Raw genomic sequence first — 23311 nt, forward strand, 5'->3', positions numbered from 1 at the left:
GCCAGTCATCGTAACTTCAACCACGAGTTCTGAATCATCTGTTATTTCTTCAAGGGTTGAATAAATGACCGCTAAATCGGCAATTGACGTTGATTGTGCATTATCTCCTTTCCCGCAACCCGTCAGAACCACCATTAGTATAGGGAAAATAAGTATATACAGCTGTGATTTTCTCATATCATGCCCCCTATGCTTTGTATTCCATCTATAGACGTTGTTTAGAAATCAATTGTTACGGTATCCTGAAAATCCCATCACCTAACTCAGTTTCGGTTGACTTCTATACAAAATCTTCAATTCTTATGAACATGTCGCCCGCTAACTGAGAAAAGGGCTGCCACGCGGCAGCCCTTCGGTATTTAACTATCGTGTCCCGTTAGCGTAATAATTGTTCTGCGTTTACTATTTTTTTGAATGTCTAATAATTTCACCTGCCACTGTTTGTGGTGGATTCGATTGCATTACATGTGACACTTCTTTTCCATCCATCGTAAACGTTTTTGCTTCTACACTTACCCTTTCGCCAACAGTAAGGTCTTCGTACAAATTTTCATCTTCTATGTGATAATACATTAAATCAGTTTCCTCTTTCATAAAATCAGATTGGGATTTCGTTTTTGATTCTTCTTCAGAAATATTCTTTGCTACTAATATCATAGAAATATTACTGTCGTTTACATTTCCAATTTCTTTTCCAATGATATAATCACCCTTTTCTGATTGATTACTGCATCCAATTATCAATCCAAATACAGCAATAATTAATACCAAAAATGTTTTTCTCATCTTAATTCCTCCATTGTAATTGAACACATTCTATATATTATATAGACGGTCACATCAATTGAATGTTGCGACCGTTAAACAGGTAATACATGGATTTGGCGTTTATCCGTTTATTCTGCAAATAAAATAAGGGGCAGTTTGCTATTAAACTATCCTGCCCGTTAGCTTAACGAAGGGTTACCACGCGGTAGCCCTTACGGTACGTGAAAGGGGTATTGAACATGGGGTAAATAATAATTATAGATAGAGGTTATAAATTAACTTACCATGCAACAAATTCAGATCTAACTCCGTTATAAAGTAACCTATAGGAGGGATCGACAATGAAATTAAGGATTTTGCCATATGGTCTTATAATTCTAGTGCTTCTTATATCGGGTTGCACAAACAACGGTGTTACCAATTCCGAAAATATAAGCACTTCCCTTGGAACAATTGTTTATAAAGATGTAATGGATGAAAAATTTAGATTTTTACTAATTCCTAAAACAGAAGGAATTACCTACGAAAAAATGTCCTTGAAAGAATTAGAAAGCTTGGCAAGATCACAAAATGATTCATCTTGGTACACTTTGTCAGAAGAAATGTACAACAAATTAAACATTGGCCAGAACGTTGAGGTAAAGTGGGATTCATCCCATCAGTTCGAATCCAATCCTCCGATCCGCTCTATGAAAGACATTAAAGTTACTCCCAACTAATTTGAACAAAATTTTTGGTAATATAATGCCCGTAATTGATTCAATTATCCTGCCCGTTAGCTTAATGACGCATCGTCAGTCTAATACTACTTTATTTTCTATAACACGACTTACTTATGAATATTACGGCAGCACGTTAGTTTTTTAGAATGGACGACATGGTGCATCATTTCCCCGTCGGGAATGGGACTATGTTCTTGTCACTAGTCGGGAATGGGATCAAGTTCTTGTCATCAACAAATGACAAGAACTTGATCCCATTAATAAAAAAAACCGCAATTTGCGCGGCTTTAATGGGACAATGTTCTTGACTTCCGACATCTGTCGGACGACAAGAACTTGATCCCGTTACCTACGCGAATAAGCAAAATTAGCAAAAAAATGCTGCACGTTTTCCCAGAATTCTACACGATTAATACAATAAAAAAATCCGCTTGCGCGGATTCCCATTGTTGATTATGCAATTTATAATGTCAATCTCAATACATACTGATCGACATATTGACGAAGCTCTTTGTTTTCTTCGGTCATATGTGAGTAGCGGCTAGACCCCTAAAATCCGGAGTACTTCCAACCAAAAAACAACTTTACGCAGCTAGATTAGCCTTCCATGTACGCTTTTATTTGACTAATCGTGATTCCAGCCGCATCCCCATCCCTTATCCAGCTTTGCGTCCAGTCTACGACTTTGTCCAGCGACTGACTGATCGTCCATTTGGGTTTCCACCCTAAGCGATGCTTCGCTTTAGAGCTGTCGAGGCGAAGCATCGGGCTTTCCTTAGCTTGCTGTTCACCAAACTCGTATCGATATGCCGCCGAGTCTCCCCATTTGGAGCAAAGCAGGCTAGTCACTCCCTCAACGGAATGAAAATCGCTTTCATCCGGTCCGAAATTCCACGCTCCCTCATATGAATGCCCTTCATCGTACATTTTTTCCGCCAGCTGCAAATAGCCGCCTAGAGGCTCGCATACATGCTGCCATGGACGAACAAATGAAGGATTTCTGAGGCTGATCGGTTTACCTTTCATGATTGCATCCAAGCAATCGGGAACTAAACGGTCATTAGCCCAATCCCCGCCGCCAATTACATTTCCGGCTCTTGCGGTTGCAACTGCACAGCCAGCCGCACCGGAGAAATAAGAAGTGCGATAAGCATTCGTTATCGTTTCGGAACACGCTTTGCTGTTAGAATAAGGATCGTTGCCGCCTAACGAATCGGTTTCCCGATAGCCCCACTCCCAATCTTTGTTCTCATAGCATTTATCGGTCGTCACATTAATTACAGCCTTGATCGAATGATCGGCGGCTATCGCACTGCGTATCGCTTCGAATAGATGAACGGTGCCCATCACGTTGATCTGATAGGTTTCCAACGGCTCTAGATACGATTTCCGAACAAGGGGTTGTGCTGCCATATGAATAATAATGTCCGGACGGGCATTCAGAATTACGCTGCGCAGGGCATCCAAATTTCGAATATCATCATAAATAACGCCAGCAAGACGAGTCTCGACCTGTGCGAGCTCGTACAGGCTAGGTTTTGTTGGCGGCCTAAGAGAATATCCGTGCACTTCAGCACCAAGGTAAGACAGCCAGATGGATAACCATGCTCCCTTAAAGCCCGTATGTCCGGTCAGAAACACCCTCTTTCCTTGCCAAAACGCCGGTCTCACTTCGATCTCCTCCCTCTGTTCATCCGTTCTTTCGTTCATTCAATCCCATATTTGCCATGGAGCTTTTCCGGTTTTCCATATCTCCTCCAAAGCCTGTTTGTCTTTCAGTGTGTCCATCGATTTCCAAAAACCGGAATGCTTATACGCCATCAGTTGGCCTCTCTTTGCCAGCTTTTCCAATGGTTCATTCTCTAATATCGTTTGGTCCCCCTCGATTAAATCAAAGATTTCGGGCTCCATGACAAAAAAACCGCCACTGATCCACGAACCGTCTCCCTTTGGTTTTTCCTGAAAGCTCTTGACGCGGTCCTCCTTTGCAAGAGTAAGCGAACCATATTTGCCCATCGGCTGCGTCGCCGTCACCGTCATCAGTTTGCCATGATCACGGTGAAAGCGAAGAAGGTCGTCAAGATTGATATCAGCAAGACCGTCTCCGTAAGTAAGCATAAACGGCTCATGCCCGATATAATGTTGGATACGTTTAATTCGGCCTCCTGTCATCGTTTCCTTGCCGGTATGGACCAGCGTCACCGTCCAAGGTTCAATCGCGTGGTTATGAATGATACGCTCATCCCGTTTCATATCAAACGTAATGTCGGAATGATTGCTAACATAGTGATTGAAATAATCAATAATGCTGTGTCCCATATACCCCAAGCAAATAATAAAATCATGGAATCCGTATGCGGAGTAGAGCTTCATAATGTGCCATAGGATAGGCTGCATACCGATTTCGACCATCGGCTTTGGCTTGACCTGTGTTTCCTCGCTGATTCGCGTGCCGAGTCCACCGGCTAATATGACCACCTTCATGACAACTGCTCCCTTTGAAAGGCCTCGAATATATTTCCAATTACATAACGCAGCATCTCTTCCGATAAGCCGGGATAAAGTCCGATCCAGAACGTTTGGTTCATCATGGTATCCGTATTTTTCAACTCGCCTATCGTTTTATATTTCACATTGCGATAAGCAGGCTGCCGAAGCAGATTTCCGGCGAAAAGATACCTCGTGGCGATTCGGCTTGCTTCCAAATGCGAGACCAGCTGATGTCTCGTTATCGGCGATTGTGAACGAACAGTAATCGGAAAGCCGAACCAGCTGGGCTCGCTTTTCGCCGTCGATTCCGGCAGCAGCAGAACATCCCCTAAAGGTTCAAGCGCATCCCGTAGCAGCCGAAAATTGTCGCGGCGCCGCTTTATGAAAGCTGGAAGTTTCTTAAGCTGAGCGACGCCGATGGCAGCCTGCATATCGGTTATCTTGAGATTGTACCCGATGTGGCTGTACGTATATTTATGATCATATCCGCAAGGAAGGTCTCCAAGCTTCCAATCGAAGCGTTTGCCGCAAGTATTGTCTTTACCGGGTTCGCACCAGCAGTCCCTTCCCCAATCCCGGAAAGATTCGACCAGTTTTTTGAGCTCCGGCCGTGAGGTGAGCACAGCACCTCCTTCTCCCATGGTGATGTGATGAGCGGGAAAAAAACTTACGGTAGCTAAATCTCCAAAGGAACCGATCGGCTTTCCCCGATATGTCGAGCCTACGGCATCGCAAGCATCTTCGATCAGCCATAACTGATGCTTTCGCGAGATGCGCAACACCTCATCGAGATCAAACGGATTGCCAAGCGTGTGGGCGATCATAATCGCTTTCGTCCGAGTACTGATCGCTTGTTCCAGCAAGGTTGTATCGATATTGTAGGTGGAGCTGTTCACATCCAGAAAAACAGGCACGAGCCCGTTTTGCACAATCGGATTCACCGTCGTTGGAAACCCGGCAGCGACGGTAATGACCTCGTCGCCGGGCATGAGCCGGCGTTCGCCTAATGCGGGAGAAGTAAGGGCAGAAAGAGCGAGCAGGTTGGCGCTCGAACCGGAATTCGTTAGCAGGGCGTAACGAGTACCCATGAAGCGGGCGAATTCGTTTTCAAACCGATGAGCATACCTTCCCGAAGTCAGCCAAAAATCAAGCGAGGAATCAAGAAGGTGATATAGCTCTTCTTCATCAAATACTTTGCCGGACACCGGGATGGTATCGTGACCCGGACGAAAATCATGATCGGGCCAGCGAAGCTTGTAATATTGCCTGGACAGCTCCAATATTAATTCCCGCAGCTCTTCCGCTGATTGAGCCAATTAGGCGTCCTCCTTCAATCCGTTTGTTCACGATGCTCATGCATATCTCTAATTTTCTGCTCATGGTCTTTGTGACAGACCAGCACCGCATTTTCCGTAACGACGATGATGAGATGCTCCACGCCGAAGGTGCCGACAAAGGCATGCTCACTATAAACAATACAATTCTTCGTATGGCTAAGCCTATGATTGCCGATGACTACATTGGAATCGGCGTCCTGCGGAAGCCAGCGATCAAGCGAAGACCAGCTTCCGAGGTCATCCCAGCGAAACGAAACGGGAAGGAGATAGGTTAGAGGCGACTTCTCCAAAATGCCGTAGTCGATCGAAATGCTGGGAATGGCCTCATAAATCGTATGCAATAGATTTTCATGGATTGGGCTGACCGCTGTTTTCCATTGCGCAAAGCCTTGTGCGAGCTGCGGCATATATTGTGAAAGCAATGCCTCCACATAAGAGGCCCGCCAGGCCATGATCCCCGTGTTCCAATAATAGCCGGATTGATTAATCCAGCTCATCGCTTGAGTCGCATCGGGCTTTTCGGTAAACTGCTCAACCCGGCAGCAATCGCCTGCAGTTCCCTGAACGATTTTGATATAGCCATAAGCCGTTTCCGGTCTCGTAGGCTTGACACCCAGCGTCACCACGCAGTCCTCCCTGCCGGCCTGAAGATAGGCCCTCTGCAAAGCCTCTCGAAATTCCTCCTCCCCCTCGATGGAATGGTCGGCGGGAATGGTAATGAGAATGGGATCCTCCTGTTTGCGAAGAAAATGAACAGCGGCAAGACCGATGCATGCTGCCGTATTTTTGGCCATAGGCTCAATGATGAGCTGGCTTGCCGGAAGGCCTGACTGATCGAGCGCGATAGCTTCGTATTTTGCTAATGTAATCACATAAATATCCTCAAGCGGCAAAAAAGCAGTCAATCGCTCAATCGTTTTCTGGAACATCGATTTACTGCCGAGAAACGGCAAAAATTGCTTCGGCAGATCGGGCCTGCTTTGAGGCCACAGTCTGGTGCCATTTCCTCCCGCCAACACAATGGCCTTCAGCAATCGAATCCCTCCTCAATCAAATCGATCAGCATCTCCCGCTTCAGCACATCCCGCTCCAAGTGCGGCGACATATCCTCAATCGGTTTATTCACGTTCAGTTTCGGATGAACGGCGGCATAAGCGTCTAACGGAACATGGACTAAAACGGGGCCTTTATATGCAAGCGCTTTTTGAATGATTCGCTCCGCCTGTTCCATGTCTGGTATGTGATAGGAGCGAATGCCGTATGCCCTTGCGAGCTTGATAAAGTCCGGGCAGCTGTACCCGACGAGCGAGGATTGCTGCCTGCCTTGAAAATAAACATCCTGAAATTGCCGCACCATGCCGAGGTTATAGTTGTTCATTACGAATATTTTGATTGGCAGCCGATGATACTTAATGGTTTCCAGCTCTTGAATATTGACCTGCAGCCCGCCATCGCCGGCAATAACGATCACTTGCTGCCCCGGCTTCGCTTTGGCCGAGCCGATAGCCGCAGGCAGAGCGAAGCCCATGGCTCCCAGTCCGCCGGAATTGAATAAGCGCTGCCCTTGTTTCACTTTGAATGATTGACTCGCCCACATCTGATGTTGTCCGACATCCAGGCAGATTACCTGATCTTTCTTGCAATGCTCGGATAGCAATCGCAAGAAGGCATTCGGGTCAATGATTTTGAAGTTCGTACTCGGAGGTTCCGAAGGATACCGCTCGCGATAGCCTTGAAGAACTCGGTACCAGTTGGCTAAGTCTTTGGGCTCTTTCAACGATGACACTTCATTTAGATGGGAAAGAAATATTTTCACATCTGCGTGAAGAGCAATGTCAACTTGCACTTTTTCGTTTAATTCGTGAATATCGGCATCGACGTGCACTTTTTTGGCAGCTCTCGCAAAGGTGTCGGGTCTGGTTCCCGTCTGCCTCGTATCCAATCTCGATCCTAAAATAAGCAACATGTCACAATTGGCTAATGCCAAATTACTGAAACGATTGCCATAGGATCCAATCAGCCCGAAAAAAGCAGGGTTATCATGGGAAAGGGCGTCAAGCCCCATGAGGGAGGAAACGACAGGAATTCGGGTAATATGGACAAATTGATGTAATTCCTCTTGTGCCTTAGCCGCCCTGATACCGCCGCCAACGAGAATAAGCGGACGTTCAGCCTGCATGAGCAGTTCAGTGATCTCCTCTAATACTGTTCCTTCCAGGTACTGGGCATCGGTGACTGCCATTTCTTCGTCAGGCATGTAGCCTTTAAGCTCCTCCGGCTCGATTTCGGCGCGTTGAACGTTAAGCGGAATATCGAGCAGTACGGGGCCGGGTCTGCCGGCTCTGGCAAGATAGGCCGCCTTTTCCAAATGGTAACGTATCGTACTTGGCTCCGTAACCAGCTCTGCATACTTGGTTATTGGCTTAACGATGCTCACGATATCCGTTTCTTGAAACCCAATCTGACGCAAAGGCCTATCGAATTTATATTCATACGTATTGACCTGGCCGGTAATAAATAATGCCGGCACCGAATCGAAATAACAAGAGGCTATGCCTGTGGTTAAATTCAATGCTCCCGGTCCGCTGGTAGCCATAGCGACGCCAAGACCGCCGCTCGCTCTGGCGTACCCTTCTGCGGCGAAGGCGGCAGCCTGCTCGTGATGAACGGATACGCAGTGAATATCCTTCCTGTCATAGGTCGAATCGATCAAATGTGCAATCGCGCCGCCGACCATCTCGAATAAATGGGTCACTCCCTGCCGGACAATAAACTCGATGACATAATCGGAGAGCTTCATGAATGAAGAGACCACCTTCGCATAACCTCGATTCTGAATACATTAATGCATATTATTCAAGCTTCTTCTCTCCGGCTACGCTTTATCGCCCATTACCGCTAAAATATAGGTTTTTACACATTCAACACCCTCATGGACCTACATATACTGAATCAAGATGCAGGAGGCGGTGAGACTGGGTTTGAATAAAACAATCAATCGGGATTATATTCCATACCTCGATAAACATCACACCGGTTTTACCAGGAAGATAAAGCTGGACGGAAATAAAATCCGCAAAGCGCTGAAGTCCAACCAATCCTTGGCTGTTTCCTTCTATGGCGTTGTCCGCCCTCCAGCCGAGAGCAAGCCAGATGACGCTAAGACCCATATTTCAAAATGTCCAAAGAGGAAGAAGCGAACTCCGCGGCCCAAAAAAAATGCTAAAGCAAAAAAAAGAATGCCTTGCATCAAGCCGAAAAATAAGCGTCATTGCAAATGCCATCCCAAAAAAAAGAAAAAATGCCGCAAAAAAAAGCTCACGACAATTCGAACGATGCGTTTTTTAGAAAGAAATTATAATGGCTTGACAGTCGGGGAAGATTTCATGTTTTTACCGTCGCAAAACACATCGTTGTCTACGAACATCATGTATATGATTCAAAACCATAGCGATAACGCTACATTGGAAATACAGGTCGAGGTTAGTCCGGACAATAAAAATTATTTCGTGGATACGAAGGGAATCAAAATAAAACCCAAGCAAAATTATGTGACTACCCCCTTGAGGTTTGCCAAATTTACTCGAGTGGGCTTTAGAACATTGGAACCGGGAACAACCGCAAGCGTTAATGTCAATTATCAAACGCAAACGCAGCTCCGTAAAAAAAAGAAAAGACGCTGTAGGAAGAAGGCCCGATCTCGTTCATGACAGGGCCTTTAAGCGCCAATCCGCTTCTAATCTGTTAAGCCCATTTGCTTAAATATCATTTCGAACCGCTGCTCGTAAGAATGCTTTTCATGCGCTCGCTTGCAGCCTGCTACGGCAATTCGTTCCCTTTCCTCCTCGTGAAGCAGGTAATACTTTATTTTGCTGATTAACTCCTCTACGTCACGGTAAGTCTCAATCTCCTGGCCGAATTCATAATAGGCTTTTAATTCCGAATTATAGCCTGTCATCAGAAATCCTCCGCAAGCCGGCACCTCAAAATCCCGCGCTTTAATTTGCAGAAGATCGGCTGACGAGCATCTGCTTAAATTAAGGTTTATTTTGGTTTGATTAAAGATGCTGACCATTTCCTCGAGAGATACCTTTCCCGTTGACCATCCATTCCCCCATATATGAACTTCAAGCCCCGCATTCACCAATTGCTGCAAAATATCAACGCGATTTCCATGAGGCATGCCTACAAAAGAAACATCATAGCATTTTTTCGTTTCTCGTTTTCTATGAATGGCCGGATTGTGGCCCCATTGCGTATGAATGACGTTCTTATAACCATTCTGATGGTACAAAGGGACAGCGTCCGCCGATGTGGTCACCATCCAATTAAAATGCGGAGCCCATGCCAGCGTATAATCGAGTCTCCAATGATCGTCCGCGCATAAATTGAAGGTGACCGTACCGGTTCGGTGGCTAATTTCATCCATAACCGCCGGATCAAATTGATTTTCTGAGAGAATAGTAAAGAGTACTTCCGGCTTTTCCTTAAGAACCAATTCCAGCAGCATGGCATTCATCTTCGCTTTTCCAAATTGCTGCAAAAGTACGTCATAATGAAAAGGGACGAGTTGGTGTCCCATTCGGTGCAGCTGGTCATATAACACCATTTCCAAGCCGTACCCCCTAGCGGGGTCCCCGTAATCATAAAGCATATTCGCAAAAACAATTTTTAATGGTTTCAAGCGTCATTCACCCTTCCCGTTGTTAAATGCATTCGCTTTTCTTACCCTATGTTATCTAAAAAAGCTATATCCGCGATTAATATCTTCTTTTCATTTTCATAGCGATGAAAGGCTCCGAAGCCGTCCGCATGTCTCAATTCTGCGTTTCTCAACGCTTCCTCTACGATATTGCGTGCCAGCCGTGCGTTTCCGAAGAACATATCCCGGGAATGATAGATTTCCTCATAGTAGCGGCACAACTTCTTTTCCGCTTCCCCTGATAACACGTAGTTGTGACGAGTGAATAATCTTTCCGTTATTTCCAGCAGCTCGTTCGGGTCATAGTCCTCGAAATAAACAATTTGGGAAAATCGGGATTGAAGTCCCGGGTTGCTTTTTACAAATTTCTGCATTTTTTGCGTATATCCGGCTGCGATGACAATAAGTTCGCCTCTGTAATCCTCCATTTTCTTCACGAGCAAGTCAATTGCAATTTGGCCGTAATCCTCTTTCAGCTTATCGGCCCTCAGTGTATAGGCCTCATCAATAAACAATACCCCGCCTATAGCATCGCTTATAAGATTCGCCGTTTTTTGTTCCGTATGACCAGTCAGCGCACTAACAAAATGCTCTCTCGATGCTTCCACTAAGTGACCTTTTGATAAGATTCCAAGTGCTGCGTAAATTTCACTGAATAGCCGAGCCACCGTTGTCTTGCCTGTTCCCGGATTGCCAAGAAATAATAAATGAGGGTAAGGCGTTACCGCTTCTTGGCCAGACTCTTTAGCATACCGGATCAACTTCACAAGTTCATTTACACTTTTCTTGATCGTATGGAGGCCGACCATATTTTGAAGCTCTTGTAATACCTTATTTAAACGGGGCTCATCGATAGGAATAAAAACCTTCTTGTTCAGCATGGAAGGTCGAAGTACGGACATGTCCTCGGGCAAAATGGTGGTCATGACCTCCCTTGTGCGCTTGTCTTTCGGCAATTTTACGCAGCGCCTGGAATGAGCTAATTTCACCTTCTCAAAACAGTTGCGAACCAACCGGGCATTGCCGAAAGATAAATCCCGGTTTCGGAAAAGCTCCATAAAATAATCGTACAGCAAGGCTTCAAAATGAGAATCGAGGATATATTCTTCGTCTAAGGCCATGTGACGGGCGATACGGAGCAGTTCATCCGGCGTGTAATCCGGGAAAAAAATCGTCTGCTTAAACCTCTCTCTTAAGCCGGGATTGATGTCTATCAAGGTTTTCATTTCTCGAGGATAACCTGCCGCTATGACCACAAATTGGCCTGAGAGATCCTCCATGCGCTTCAAAATGACTTCGATTGCTTCCTTGCCGTAATCCTGTCCCGAATCGGATTTCGCGAGCGTATAAGCTTCATCAATGAATAAGATGCCGCCAACGGCCGATTGAATAGCCCGTTCCGTTTTCATTGCCGTTTGTCCCACATATTCTGCTACTAAACCCGTGCGGTCGACTTCTACCACATGTCCCTTTTCTAATAGCCCCATTGCTTTATATAGCTTGCCTAACAGTCGGGCCACAGTCGTTTTTCCTGTTCCGGGATTTCCGACAAATAGAGCGTGAAGCGATAAAGAGTCGGCAGTTTTCATGCCAAGACGCTGACGGTCCTTCACATATTCAATGTAATCGACCAAATCCAGAATTGTCTGCTTCATTGATTCCATCGCTACAAATCCTTCAAGCTCTTGAAGCTGTGCGGCCAAGCTCTCACGGTCTCCACTTCCGGGAGACGATGGCGAAATGTGTGTATTCGAAATAAAGATGTTACTGTGATCGTGAATGATACAATTCACCAAATGCGGATTTCCGTCTTTAATCCATAATCCTTCCCCTGCATGACCGTAAATTTCGCAATCCTCCAGAATTCCCAGTCCAGCGTCCGCAACGAGTAGTCCCAATTGTTTCCCATTGAAGATTTGGCAGCGTCTTAACTGCGGATTCGCCTCTTTCTTAATCGCCACATTTAATATTTCGTTTCCGTATATCTTGCAGTCTTCCAATATTCCCTGTCCGCGTTCAGTCGCAAACACCCCAGCATCGTGACCATCGTAAATTCGGCAATGAGAAAGTTTAGGATTGCCATCATGTATAATCGCCAGTCCCGCTTTTGTATGGGCAAAAATATCGCAGGATTCGAAGCTCCCTCTGCCTTGATTGGTGACCAATACTCCTGCATTTCCTCCCTTATAAATACGGCACCTTCGAAAAACGGGATCCCCCCCGCGTTCGATTACCACACAAGCAGACTTGTGATAACTGATGTCGCAATCCACCAGCAAACCTTGACCGCCGTCTGTCACATGAACTCCCGCATCTTGACCGGAATGTATCTTGCACCGTTTGATGATGGGATCCGCCTCATCGCCTATACTTAGTACAGGTCCTGCCTTCGATGACATCTCGCATTGTTCGAATAAGGGGGAGCCCTTCACGATATAAACCGCCACGAATTCCCCTTCGTCTGCATGGTCGATCATTATGTTTTCAACCGACGCGAAAATAGTCTTCATCTCCAGGGTGTGGGAAGCTGCTCCGATCAAAATCACTTGCCCCAAAGAACCGGATCCCATGATTTTCACTTGTTTTTCAACGACGATGCATTCCCGGTAAATACCGGGATGTACGACAATCGTATCGCCCGGCTCCGCTGCATGGACCGCCTCCGCAATGGTCCTGAAATTAGCTTCTTCTACGGGGGAAACGGTGATCCTATTAGATGCAGCCATTAGATGAGCTCCGCTAAAGGGAGGAAATGTTCTCCCTCAACCAGTCCGGATTTTATCAATGCGTACCTGTGCTTTCTCATGTTGACATCGGAGCCGAGAATAGCAAAAGTAACAGAGAAGTCTATTTGGAGATCCGAAGAGGTCGGAATTCCCCTGAACATATCCGATTCTTCTTGGATGTTCTGCTCGGACTTAATAATTTGGGTGACACGCGTCTTCAATTCTGGAAAAGCATCCAGAAAACATCCCGCAAATCCCCCGTCGCCTATAATCTGAAGTTGTTTACCTGATTCTTTTATTTTTTTTTCTAGGCTGTAGAGCTGATGGCGAAACGCGATTCCATATTGGTACAAATGAGCATAAGATCTACACTCGTTCTGTGAGTGCATATAGTTAACAATTTCAGTCGGGGTTTTCCTGAGTACCAGAAGATGCAGCAAGCGAGAAAGCACTTTCTCCCGTGCTTCACCCTCATAATCGTGCAATTGGGGATCCATTTTCAGCAAATCAAGTACACCTTGAAGGGCAAAATGAAAACATTGCATCTCTATGGCTTTTTTTACTCTTACCATCACAGTCATATGCAAATAATTACACAGTACATTTTTCAATTCCACAGATAGCGAAGAATAGTACGGAAGCTGTTCGAGCGCCTTAAAACGCATAAATTCCCAGCCATTCATAGAGGAAGCGATCGTCGTTTCGCTTCCCTCGTGCAAAGTATGATTAACGAGGGGCTCGGCAATGGAATAAGTGTCAAACGCAAACACCGACTTCATCACAAAATCAACATCACAAATATGGGAATCGATCAGTAGCCCCGTATAAGGCAAAATCTCCCTTTTGACCATCCATTCGCTGGGAAGCCCGAAGCTGTGAATGTTCATGCACTCCCTGACAGAGCTGAAGCCTTTGGGCCGCAGCAGATCAAACGGCAGAGAAAGGTAAGGCTCTGAATTAAATGTGAAGCAGCAGGTAATGATCCCCGCATTCGGTTGGCTGACTGCGGCATCGTAAAAACGCTGTAAGGCCTCCTTTATAACCAGAGTGTCGTCAGAGTGGAGAAATTTGATATATTTCCCTTTCGCCTCAATCAGGCAGCGATTATGATTTGCAGGCGCTCCTATATTCCACTCATTTACAATAAAGCGAATCCGGTCATCATCAAATGAAGCAACTACTGCTTCTGTATGATCAGTGGAACGATTATCCACGATAACAAGTTCAAAATCTTGAAAACTTTGTTCCAGAACGCTGCGAATGGAATCTGCAAGCCGTTCCGCTCTGTTGTATGTGGGTATGCAGACTGACATGAAAGGTGTTTCCAAAATTACATCTCCTTCCCTTACGCTTTGCATGTTAAAGTCTGCTTAGCTTTTCTCTTAGACGATGTGATTCCGGATGAAATTGAATTCCCAGCTGCAGCGCTTCTTTGGCGTACTGAAGCGCAATTCCGTACCGGGTTCTCCAGTTTTGAATTAACTGCTGGGAAGCTTGGATATATCGCGGGTTGCAATCTAACGACAATAAAAAATAACGGGTAGACTGCTCCCAGTGTTTAGCCTCACGGTGAGCTAACCCCAGCCCATAATAGGCATGATAGGTGGCCACACCTTCAAAGCTGCTGTAAAGATAAGGTGCGGGACCCATAGCGATGCACGCTTCAAAATGCTCAATGGCCTGCTTCCACCGCCCCTGTTCGAAGGCACATGTAGCGAATATATGGTGAAGGTCGGTAAAATCCGGAAACCGGGCGATTCCGTCAATCAATGTTTTCTCGCAAGCTTCATAATCCTTTAAAGCCAAATAACAGTGTGCGAATTTATTTAAACAATCGGCATATTGTGGATGCTCCGGGGTCCAGTCAGACAGGGAGGCTTGAAAATGGTTGACCGCCTCAAGATACTGATTTTGCAGCATAAATTCCACACCCAAATAGTACCGGTAAAGAGAGGACTCCTGCTGCTGCAATTGCTTTCGGATAATATCCATATTTCTTTCGGATTTTTGCTTTTTCTCGATGGTTTCTGTTTTGTAACCATCGTGATGAATCACAAGATCAACCGTTTCAATTCGATTTCCACGTTCCCAAAATCGTTGTAATGGAATATGCTCATGAATAATCCCAACATATCGATATTCCGGCTTGTTTCTAAATAACGAAAGCCTACGGTCAACAACCGTATGCGAATCATCGATCTTGCTGTTGACTGTCAGGAAATAACCGTCAATATCCGGATTTTGAATCAATTCGCGCAGGCGGTCGCATGATTCAGGTTCTAGCCATTCGTCCGCATCCAAGACAAGAATCCATGCCGAGGTTGCCAGTTCCAAGGCAGCGTTGCGTGCGATGGAAAAATCGCCATTCCAAGTTACCTGACAAACCTTAGCCCTGTATTGTTCCGCTATAGTAACGGTATCGTCTACCGAACCTGTGTCGACAATAATAATTTCATCAACCAAGCCGGATATGCTTTGCAAGGCTGTAGGCAGATACTCTTCTTCATCCTTTACAATCATGCAAAGGCTGATGCCTTCCTGCTGTTTCGGAGCTGCAGAATGATGGCCCAGCCCAGCCGTTTCCAAATAATACTGGTATGATATTCGCGACAACCCGAGCATCGCCTTGATATGATCCGGGGATTTATGCAATATTTCCTGATATCCCTTCCAAGCTTGACCGTATCGGCCTAATGAGTAAGCAATTTCTGCCAATAGCACGGCCGATTCTAAACTCGGATTCCCTTGATCATCCCATAGACGAGCCCAGCTTTGTGCTTCCGCTGCTTTCCCTTTCTTTTGCAGCAGCTTTGCGAAGAGAATAAGCTTTTCTTCATGCTGCCACTGCTTTGGAATAAAGGTATATATTTTAGCGAGCCAATCGTATTTCCCTAAATAAACAAAAATTTCCGCTAAACCGAGAAGCGCCTCTTCCTCCTTGCCGGATAAGGTCCATCCAGCCGATTTGCCGCTCTCCGCTTTCCCTTCCAATATTCGGCTCACTTGCTCGCATAATTCAATTTCAAAGGAGGCGAATCGATTGGCTTGACGGAGGAAGCTCAGGATGTTTAAAGATTCCTGATAATCCCCGCATAACCAGTAATAGATACACTTGAAAAATGACGCCCTTACATATTTCTGGCTCTGTTCGGGGATCTGGTTGAACAGGTCGCAAGCCTGCTGCAGTTCACCGCTATAAAACAAGCATTGTGCCTTCAAGAGATGCAGCTCCTCCGGTAAAGACGGGCTGAGCTGTTCATAATGACGGAGAAAAATAAGTGCCGTTTCGAAAGCGCCCGCATTCGAAAAAGCTTCGGCAAAGTACTGGTTGGCAATGGGAATATTCAAATCAAACTGTCTTCTCAATAGGGTTAATATTTCTTCTTTCGTTTTTGACTTAACCAATTCTGCAGCAATAGCATGAACCGCGGGAACATAAGACGTGTTGCATTGCAGTGCGTCGAAAAAAGCTTCCAGCGCCTTGTCGCTCTCCCCGATCTCGGAATACAAATATCCGATACGATAATAGGCTGTATAGGAGCCGCTTCCGCACATGGAGCTGTAGGTCACAGGCGCTTCCCCCTGCTTAATGCAGGCATGATAAGCCTTAATCGCCTCGATGTTTTTCCCTTCCTGCTCAAGCGTTTCCGCGCGAAGAAAGTAAAGATCGGTATAATCGGGATACAATTGGGTTGCATTCTCTAATTCTTCATATACGCGCCTGTATTGAAACAACTCCTGGAACGCGATAATCTTTTTCTTCAGCATTTCCGATGAAGGTACAATCCCCATCTCCAAATAGAGCTGCTGCGAACGCTCAAATGCTTCTACGGCCAGTTCGTAATCCCCTGCGCGCAAATGCTCCGTACCGAGGTAAAAATAGGTTATCGCCGTTGGGTTTTGTCCCAATTCCTCTTCCAAGAGGGTCCGGTTACGTGAAATTTTCTGCTTCGCTTCAACTTCCGTGTTCAAATACCCGTAGTGCTGCATGCGGATATCGCAATAATTAATCCCTACGCCATTCAATTGCAGCGTTTCATGAATTTTCCCGGTAAAGCGGAAGCGAGGTTCGTTTTTCACCAGCCGGGGCTGCAGCATGCGAACATAAAGGCCGCCGCCTTCTCCGAAATAACTGAGCGTATCGAAAAAGAAACAATCGGTGTCGGTTTCAAGGAGCAGCTCCCTGACGAGATGCCGATCCTCCGGATGAAGCTCGTCATCCGCATCCATCAATAACATCCAATCGCCGGTCGCTTGTTCGATCGCAACATTTTTCGCCAAACTGAAATCATTCTGCCACGGGAAATGGAAAACTTTGGCCCCCAGAGATTCCGCAATTTTCACCGTAGCATCGACAGAACCGGTATCCACTACGATCATCTCATCTACGATATCCTTCACGCTATGAAGAGCACGCCCAATATTAAATTGCTCGTCTCTGGAAATCATCACCATACTTATCCGCTGTCTGCTACTTCCCGACATACTGGATGGCCTCCTCTATTTTCTCCAGCTCTTTCGATAGAGACTTGACTTCGGGAAAACGTCTTCCCCCTCTCACAAGGATATCCTTCGAATCCTCAAGAAAAAGTAGCGCAAGTCTGGAAAATAGATTTTCATCCCCATTCAGCTGCAAGAGGACATCCTTTGCTTTTTCCGGCTCATTTTCATATTGATAACAGGCGTAGAGGTGAAGTCTGGCCTCGACATAATAAGGACTGGAGACCGGAATTTGGCTCAACTCCCGGATCGCATCATTATAAGCACCGCGTTTACGGTAACAGCCTCCGAGCAAGTAACGAAATTGGTAATTGGGATCATGGTTTACCATCGCGGCAATAAACTTTTCGGCGGACTCATACTCTCTGAGGCTTAATAAAATATCAGCAATAACAGGGTATTTCTCCATATTCGGCTGCGGCATTATCTTTTCCAGATAATCCCCTATCCATGGGGGGGACTGTACATTATGCTGGATGGTCGCTATTTCGTAAAGGGGCACAGAACGCGTGGGGAATAACTTGTATGAATTTTCATAGGCTGTAACAGCTTCCTCATTTCTTCCCAGTGTTCGATAGGCAAGACCAAGCGCGTAATAGGATTTATATCCGCCAATCCCTTTACTCACCACATAATTCAGTCCTACCGGATCACCCATGGCAATGCATGTGGAAAAGTCGGAAACCGCAGCAAGCTGATCTCCTTGCTGATGATGAATGACCCCTCGTAAATACACGAGGTCAGTATAATCGGGGTAAAACCGGATTCCTTCCTGTGCGACAGACATCGCTTGATCCCAGAGCCCCAGTTCCATTAACACTGTCGTATGAGCCTGAATACACCGTGATGCCCATGGCAGCTTAGGATCAAACCTTTTCATCGCTTCGGCAAACTGAGCTGCGGACTGTTCCCTTTCATTCTGACGACGGTACTCCACCCCCATATAGAAACGGAGATATCCGTTGTCGGGTTCGCATTTGATAGCCTCAAGGGTTATCTCCAGGTTTCTTTTTCCTTTATTCTTCGCGTCGGAAATTTCCTTCAGGTATCCGTAATGTTTAATGCGCACATCGGCCGATTTAATGACAGCTTTCGGGTCTCTTCTATAGATGGATGGAATCACCTGTTCGTGAATTAATCCCTCATACACATATTCGGGCCGGTTTCGGTACAACCGTATGAAGGATGATACTTCTTCCTCGACAACATTCTGATCGTTAAGCAGACTGATGATCGAAAAAATATAGCCCTCCGCCCTGGGATCAATCATTAATTTTCGCAGCTTCCCTTTATCTTCAGCAATCAGTTCTTCGTCACCGTCCAAACGCAGGATCCATTCTCCCTTAGCTTCCCTGAGCGCCCTGTTAAGCGGCTTGGAGAAATTTTGTTCCCAGGGCTCATGAAACACAATAGCCCCTGCTTGCTCAGCGATCTGGACGGTGCGATCCGTGGAACCTGTATCGACAATGATCATCTCATCCGCCAAATCCTTAACGCTTTCCAAACATCTTGGCAATAAAAGCTCTTCGTTTCTCACAACCATGCATAACGTCAGCTTTGGTTTTTTCTTAGCCACAGGCTATCACCTCACGTATCTTAAGAAGCAGCTCCGTCAGCTTCTCGTTGTTGTTATTTATTGTTAATCCTTCTTCCAGTCTTATAGCCGCTTCCTGCATAAAACATTGAGCCAGCTCGCGATACAAAGCCGCGTCGCCATGTTTTCGCAGCAGCTTGATTGCCATTGTTTCATCACCCAAAAACCAATAAGCAGCGGCGCGCATCACCACAGAGCGGCGGAAATAGACACTCTCTTCCGGTACAGCAGCCATCCGCTGTATAGACTCGTTATATTGGCCAAGCGCGATCAAATAGCTTCCTGCCAAGATTAAGGCTTCCCCGCGGGCCGGCTCCAGGAGCAAAATTCGTTCCACATAGTAAAGCGCTGCGTCCAACCGATTCAACTGCACGAAAATTCGGTTCAAGAATTGCAACCCGTCTATCGTTTCCGGGGATAACCACTTTTCGAAGAGCTGCTGTACGTGCTGCACATTGCCGCTTTTTAGAAGCAAGGCTCCCAATCTTACATAGGCTTCACTCCGGCTGACACTACACTCAATCGATTTTTTATAATGTTCTATCGCTTTGGCATCGTTATTTTTGAATTCAAAAACCCGGCCAAGAACAAAATGCAGCTCACTTTGTTCAATTTCGGAACCTAGTCCGCTCCACCGGTTATACTGATCCACTTCCAGGCATTGCATATAGGAACCGATGGCCCGATCCCGTTTGCCAACCTTCTCGAAAATCTTCGCTTGCAAATAATAAAGCTCCGCGCTTCCTTTATATAGGAGAATGCCTTTCATTGTGGATTCAAGCGCCTCGTTTGTTTGTCCCGCTGCCTCCAAAGCCACGGCAAGCAGTTTATACATTCGCGCCCCCCACATAGCCTTGGAGTCGCTTGCTTCTATAGAAAACCGCAGATGTTTTATCGCTTCAAGTATGGCCGCGGAATCCGGATTTTCTTGTCCAAGATATGCTTGGGCCACACAAAACCGAAGGAAGCCGTCATCCGGTCTTTTATTTAATTCAGCTAACGCCATCTCCAGATTTCGCGCCGATTTATTTTTCTTTTTCATTATTTCTCTTGTGTATCCAACATGCTTAACACGGATTCCGGTACGAAGAAATTGGGCCTCTGGATTAGCTGTCAGGATCGATGATCCGATTTGTTCATGAAAACTGCCTACAAAATAATGTTCGTGGTGATTGCGGAATATTCGAAGCGCAAAGTCTCTCTCCACGCCGTGCTCCAGCTTGCTTTCTATCGTCACCATATATCCGGAAGCTTCCGTTTCGGCTAGCAGGGGCCGGATCGATCCCCGATCGTCCGGATGAATTTCTTCGTCCGCATCGAGAAACAATATCCACTGGCCCCGCGCCCTTTCCAAGGATACATTTCGGGCTCTAGAAAAATCCTGATCCCACCTGTACGGGTATACTCTGGCACCCATTGATTTGGCAATCTCAACGGTATTGTCCGTGGATCCCGTATCGATAACAATGATTTCATCCACAACCCCTTCTACACTTCTAAGACAGCTTGGAAGCAAGTCTTCCTCGTCCTTGACAATCATACACAAACTTATTAATACGCTTCCGTTCATCCAGACTGCAGCTCCTTTGCTGCTTGATAATAACGCTTCAGCGATTCATCCTGCGGATAATCACGTATTCCCATGCTTATGATCGTCAATGTCCAGTCCCATAAGATGTCAACATACTGCATATATCTTTCTGGCGATGTCATCGTTTCGCCTAAATGAAGGCTTAACCATTGCGCGGCTTCAAAATCTCTCTTTTGCTCCTTTTTGGATTGCAAAAAAAGAAGTCCCATTTTCTCATTCTCCGGATCATGCACAAGTGCCTTGAAAGCAAAGCGGTCTGCATAACTGAATTGTCCGTATTCATAGAGCCATTCTGCTGCAGCGGGATACATATAGGAATTATTTTCAAAAAACGGCAATAGAGATTCCATGAGATCATTCCGTTTTAAATGAAGAAAACAACGGATAATGTAATTGAATTCCTCTTTGATCTTGATAAAAGCTTGTTCTCCTATCTCCACAGCAACGGCTTGCTCCCCTGATAAGAAAGGATGGATCGCCATATAGATGGCTGCGCAAGGTGAGTCTGAGTATGTCGAACGGTTACGAAGGCTCTTTAGACATTCCCTCGCCTTATGCCAATCTGACAAAATCCAGTATGTCAGACAGGTTCGCAGCATTGCTGAAACGTAGAAGGGGCTCTGTTCTGAAATTTTCATAAAAGACAAGATAGCATCATTCGGTTTGCCCATCATCAGCAAACTGTCAGCGATCACCATCATTGCGGCATCTTTATGTGTAATCGAAGATCGCCATGCGATTTCCGCCGCATCCTTGGCTTCCTTATATAGACGTTCCGCAAATAAAATATTTGCGCGCAGAAGCAGCTGCTGCTGTCCATTAGGTGCATAAATCCATTGATCCAGCCGCATAAGCAATTGTTTCTCTCCATCCCGATCATGTATAAGACGGGCTGCAGCATAAAGCGGGGCTGTCATATTACGGTCCGCCTCGTAGCTTTTCGCATAGTACGCAATAGCCTGATCCAGTTGACCCTTTGCTTCACTAATCATTCCGAGGGAATACCAAGCCTTGCAACGTACTGCCGTCGGCTCTGATCTATAATGATCCGATAAGGACCCCGCTTGAAGGTAATGATGCAGCAACTCCTCTGCGGCATCCCATTCATCAAGAAGAAATAATAGCTGGCCTTTTATCAAATGCAGTCCGGCATCGTGAGGATCACTCTTCAAGCAATCGTTGATGCAATCCAACGCTTCTTTGTACCGTCCGTTTTCTTCCAATGCTTGTGCAATCCATTGATAAAGCAATAATCCATATCTGAGCGGCAAGCCTTCATCCATTCTGATCTCTTCCCAAAGACGCTGTGCTTCCGTAAGTAAACCGCAATTCGCCAGCTTTACGGACAAGTGCAATCTTTCCATGGAGTCTGCCAACCATAAATTCGCATCGTACAACTGATCGCCCTGATCGATAGCAGTGTCTGTTGATTGATATTTCTGCTCTCCGGCCTGAAAGAGCGGGAATGATACAAGTTTGGCTTTACTCTCAAGCTCAAGAGGCAAGCAGCAGACGCTATGGCCCTGATAGCGGTATTCAGGCCGTTTTCTAAATAATCTGGTTTCAAAAGGAACGGTATATTTTGTTTCCGAACGATCGGTTATCGGAAAGTAAAAGCCTTCTTCCTCAAAGCAATTGGCCAACATCTGCAGTCTGTAGACTTCTTGTTCCAAGAGCATTTCTGTTGCATACAGCGATAAAATCCAAAATCCTTGCGCCTGATCCATTCCTTTATTTAAGGCTTCTGATTTGCGTAAGCCAACGCAGTCGACCCATGCAACTCCCCATAGCTCAACCTCTTCTTGTGAATATTGGGATGGAATCAAAGAAACGATTATGATTTCATCGGCAATCGCTTCGCATTGCCGAATAAATAATGGACAAGCTTCCATATCTTTTTGATCCTCTACCATTACGATTGCAGAAAGCTGAAAGGCCATCGTCTTGTTTGCCTCCAATCATTCCTAACCTATGTATATGTATATGTGAATAGAAAGCTCTTGCTACTTGGAAGCATTTACTGTTCTATAAATAGGTTATTGATTGTTTTCATTAACTTAATCATAAAACCCCAGTCAGATTGGATCAGCAAAGCATAAACAAATACTGAATACGTGAAAGAGAGGAGGAATAAAAATGAGAGTATTTACTGAGACTTCTGCTGATTTTATCGCTACGGTCACAAACCTTACACCCGCCTGTTTACAAATCAATTCCGTTACCACAAACCTGACGGCTTCTTGTTTACTGGTTGAAGTCAGTCAGCCTGTTGCTGCAAGCTTGCTTTCCCAAGTCAGCCAAGCTACTGCCGCCAGCCTGCTTTCCCAAGTCAGCCAGCCTGTCGCTGCCAGCTTGCTTTCCCAAGTCAGCCAAGCTACCGCCGCCAGCCTGCTTTCCCAAGTCAGCCAGCCTGTCGCTGCCAGCTTGCTTTCCCAAGTTAGCCAAGCTACCGCCGCCAGCTTGCTTGCCCAAGTCAGCCAGCCTGTCGCTGCCAGCTTGCTTTCCCAAGTGAGCAACGCTACCGCCGCTTGTCTTGTTATACTTCTTGGCGATCTGGGTATTGCTGACACGACTACATCCAATACAACAGCTAGCGCAACGCTTACTCCTTCCAGTACACGCAGCGTCATCACCTTGGCACAGTACAGTATCAGTGTTTCCAACTCTTGCGAGACCGGTCTTGTAACGCAACTGCAACTCAGTCCGGATAATGTCAACTGGACCAACGATTCAGGCACCAGACTTATCGCCGCAAGTACTACCGGTATTTTCAATCCCAGCCATTTCTCTAAATACGCCCGAATTCAATATGCTGCGCAAACGGCGGGATGTACAGTTACCTTCAACGAATTGTTTCAAGGACAAGTATAGTAACAGATCC

At 45.9% G+C, this 23311-nt stretch carries 16 protein-coding genes; 3 read left to right on the forward strand and 13 right to left on the reverse strand.

Features of this window, described 5'->3' with window-relative positions:
* Positions 1-402: 402 nt before the first annotated feature.
* Entirely contained in the window at positions 403-786 is a 384-nt protein-coding gene (locus RCO25_RS29690; RefSeq protein ID WP_308999693.1) for a DUF3221 domain-containing protein, read from the reverse strand.
* Positions 787-1109: 323 nt separating this feature from the next.
* On the opposite strand from RCO25_RS29690, the gene RCO25_RS29695 reads away from it, so the two are divergent.
* Positions 1110-1487: a DUF3221 domain-containing protein gene (locus RCO25_RS29695; protein ID WP_308999694.1), complete on the forward strand. Its 378-nt coding sequence runs from the start codon at positions 1110-1112 to the stop codon at positions 1485-1487.
* Positions 1488-2087: 600 nt separating this feature from the next.
* Here RCO25_RS29695 and rfbG read toward each other — a convergent pair.
* From rfbG to RCO25_RS29720, 5 genes are read right to left on the reverse strand one after another with little or no spacing between them, the layout of a single operon-like run.
* Positions 2088-3161, reverse strand: a complete 1074-nt coding sequence (rfbG, locus tag RCO25_RS29700; RefSeq protein ID WP_308999695.1) for a CDP-glucose 4,6-dehydratase — start codon at positions 3159-3161, stop codon at positions 2088-2090.
* A gap of 39 nt (positions 3162-3200) precedes the next feature.
* On the reverse strand, positions 3201-3974 hold the full coding sequence (gene rfbF, locus RCO25_RS29705; RefSeq protein WP_308999696.1) for a glucose-1-phosphate cytidylyltransferase: 774 nt from the start codon (positions 3972-3974) through the stop codon (positions 3201-3203).
* On the reverse strand, positions 3971-5296 hold the full coding sequence (gene rfbH, locus RCO25_RS29710; protein ID WP_308999697.1) for a lipopolysaccharide biosynthesis protein RfbH: 1326 nt from the start codon (positions 5294-5296) through the stop codon (positions 3971-3973). The genes rfbF and rfbH overlap by 4 nt, the downstream gene beginning before the upstream one ends.
* Before the next feature lie 14 nt (positions 5297-5310).
* Positions 5311-6351, reverse strand: a complete 1041-nt coding sequence (locus RCO25_RS29715; RefSeq protein WP_308999698.1) for a mannose-1-phosphate guanylyltransferase — start codon at positions 6349-6351, stop codon at positions 5311-5313.
* Positions 6345-8117, reverse strand: coding sequence for a thiamine pyrophosphate-binding protein (locus RCO25_RS29720; RefSeq protein ID WP_308999699.1), 1773 nt, complete (start codon positions 8115-8117; stop codon positions 6345-6347). Before RCO25_RS29720 ends, RCO25_RS29715 begins: the two co-directional genes overlap by 7 nt.
* 586 nt (positions 8118-8703) lie before the next feature.
* On the opposite strand from RCO25_RS29720, the gene RCO25_RS34980 reads away from it, so the two are divergent.
* Positions 8704-9027: a DUF6385 domain-containing protein gene (locus tag RCO25_RS34980; RefSeq protein WP_374992191.1), complete on the forward strand. Its 324-nt coding sequence runs from the start codon at positions 8704-8706 to the stop codon at positions 9025-9027.
* Between the two features lie 26 nt (positions 9028-9053).
* Here the strand turns inward: RCO25_RS34980 and RCO25_RS29725 are convergent, their stop codons facing one another.
* The 7 genes from RCO25_RS29725 to RCO25_RS29755 are packed head-to-tail and all read right to left on the reverse strand — an operon-like array spanning position 9054 to position 22370.
* Positions 9054-10001: a CgeB family protein gene (locus RCO25_RS29725; RefSeq protein ID WP_308999700.1), complete on the reverse strand. Its 948-nt coding sequence runs from the start codon at positions 9999-10001 to the stop codon at positions 9054-9056.
* Between the two features lie 41 nt (positions 10002-10042).
* Positions 10043-12745 (reverse strand): right-handed parallel beta-helix repeat-containing protein, encoded by a 2703-nt coding sequence (locus RCO25_RS29730; RefSeq protein ID WP_308999701.1) that lies wholly within the window; start codon positions 12743-12745, stop codon positions 10043-10045.
* Positions 12745-14073, reverse strand: a complete 1329-nt coding sequence (locus tag RCO25_RS29735; RefSeq protein ID WP_308999702.1) for a glycosyltransferase family 2 protein — start codon at positions 14071-14073, stop codon at positions 12745-12747. The genes RCO25_RS29730 and RCO25_RS29735 overlap by 1 nt, the downstream gene beginning before the upstream one ends.
* Before the next feature lie 31 nt (positions 14074-14104).
* Positions 14105-17230, reverse strand: a complete 3126-nt coding sequence (locus tag RCO25_RS29740) for a glycosyltransferase (protein WP_308999703.1) — start codon at positions 17228-17230, stop codon at positions 14105-14107.
* Positions 17217-18821, reverse strand: a complete 1605-nt coding sequence (locus RCO25_RS29745; RefSeq protein WP_308999704.1) for a tetratricopeptide repeat-containing glycosyltransferase family 2 protein — start codon at positions 18819-18821, stop codon at positions 17217-17219. The genes RCO25_RS29740 and RCO25_RS29745 overlap by 14 nt, the downstream gene beginning before the upstream one ends.
* Positions 18814-20409, reverse strand: coding sequence for a tetratricopeptide repeat-containing glycosyltransferase family 2 protein (locus RCO25_RS29750; RefSeq protein WP_308999705.1), 1596 nt, complete (start codon positions 20407-20409; stop codon positions 18814-18816). Before RCO25_RS29750 ends, RCO25_RS29745 begins: the two co-directional genes overlap by 8 nt.
* Positions 20406-22370, reverse strand: a complete 1965-nt coding sequence (locus RCO25_RS29755) for a tetratricopeptide repeat protein (RefSeq protein WP_308999706.1) — start codon at positions 22368-22370, stop codon at positions 20406-20408. Before RCO25_RS29755 ends, RCO25_RS29750 begins: the two co-directional genes overlap by 4 nt.
* 196 nt (positions 22371-22566) lie before the next feature.
* On the opposite strand from RCO25_RS29755, the gene RCO25_RS34985 reads away from it, so the two are divergent.
* Positions 22567-23301 (forward strand): DUF6385 domain-containing protein, encoded by a 735-nt coding sequence (locus RCO25_RS34985; RefSeq protein WP_374992189.1) that lies wholly within the window; start codon positions 22567-22569, stop codon positions 23299-23301.
* Positions 23302-23311 lie beyond the last annotated feature (10 nt).

It is taken from the genome of Paenibacillus sp. LHD-38, from assembly GCF_031157315.1.
In the GTDB taxonomy this organism is placed as follows: Bacteria; Bacillota; Bacilli; order Paenibacillales; family Paenibacillaceae; genus Pristimantibacillus.

What these genes read in the sequence shown, in the direction of transcription:
- RCO25_RS34980 (WP_374992191.1), top strand. Translation starts at nt 8,704, where the DNA reads ATGTTTTTACCGTCGCAAAACACATCGTTGTCTACGAACATCATGTAT.
- RCO25_RS29690 (WP_308999693.1), bottom strand. Translation starts at nt 786, where the DNA reads ATGAGAAAAACATTTTTGGTATTAATTATTGCTGTATTTGGATTGATA.
- RCO25_RS29720 (WP_308999699.1), bottom strand. Translation starts at nt 8,117, where the DNA reads ATGAAGCTCTCCGATTATGTCATCGAGTTTATTGTCCGGCAGGGAGTG.
- RCO25_RS29755 (WP_308999706.1), bottom strand. Translation starts at nt 22,370, where the DNA reads ATGGCCTTTCAGCTTTCTGCAATCGTAATGGTAGAGGATCAAAAAGAT.
- rfbF (WP_308999696.1), bottom strand. Translation starts at nt 3,974, where the DNA reads ATGAAGGTGGTCATATTAGCCGGTGGACTCGGCACGCGAATCAGCGAG.
- RCO25_RS34985 (WP_374992189.1), top strand. Translation starts at nt 22,567, where the DNA reads ATGAGAGTATTTACTGAGACTTCTGCTGATTTTATCGCTACGGTCACA.
- RCO25_RS29695 (WP_308999694.1), top strand. Translation starts at nt 1,110, where the DNA reads ATGAAATTAAGGATTTTGCCATATGGTCTTATAATTCTAGTGCTTCTT.
- RCO25_RS29740 (WP_308999703.1), bottom strand. Translation starts at nt 17,230, where the DNA reads ATGTCGGGAAGTAGCAGACAGCGGATAAGTATGGTGATGATTTCCAGA.
- RCO25_RS29750 (WP_308999705.1), bottom strand. Translation starts at nt 20,409, where the DNA reads ATGAACGGAAGCGTATTAATAAGTTTGTGTATGATTGTCAAGGACGAG.
- RCO25_RS29730 (WP_308999701.1), bottom strand. Translation starts at nt 12,745, where the DNA reads ATGGCTGCATCTAATAGGATCACCGTTTCCCCCGTAGAAGAAGCTAAT.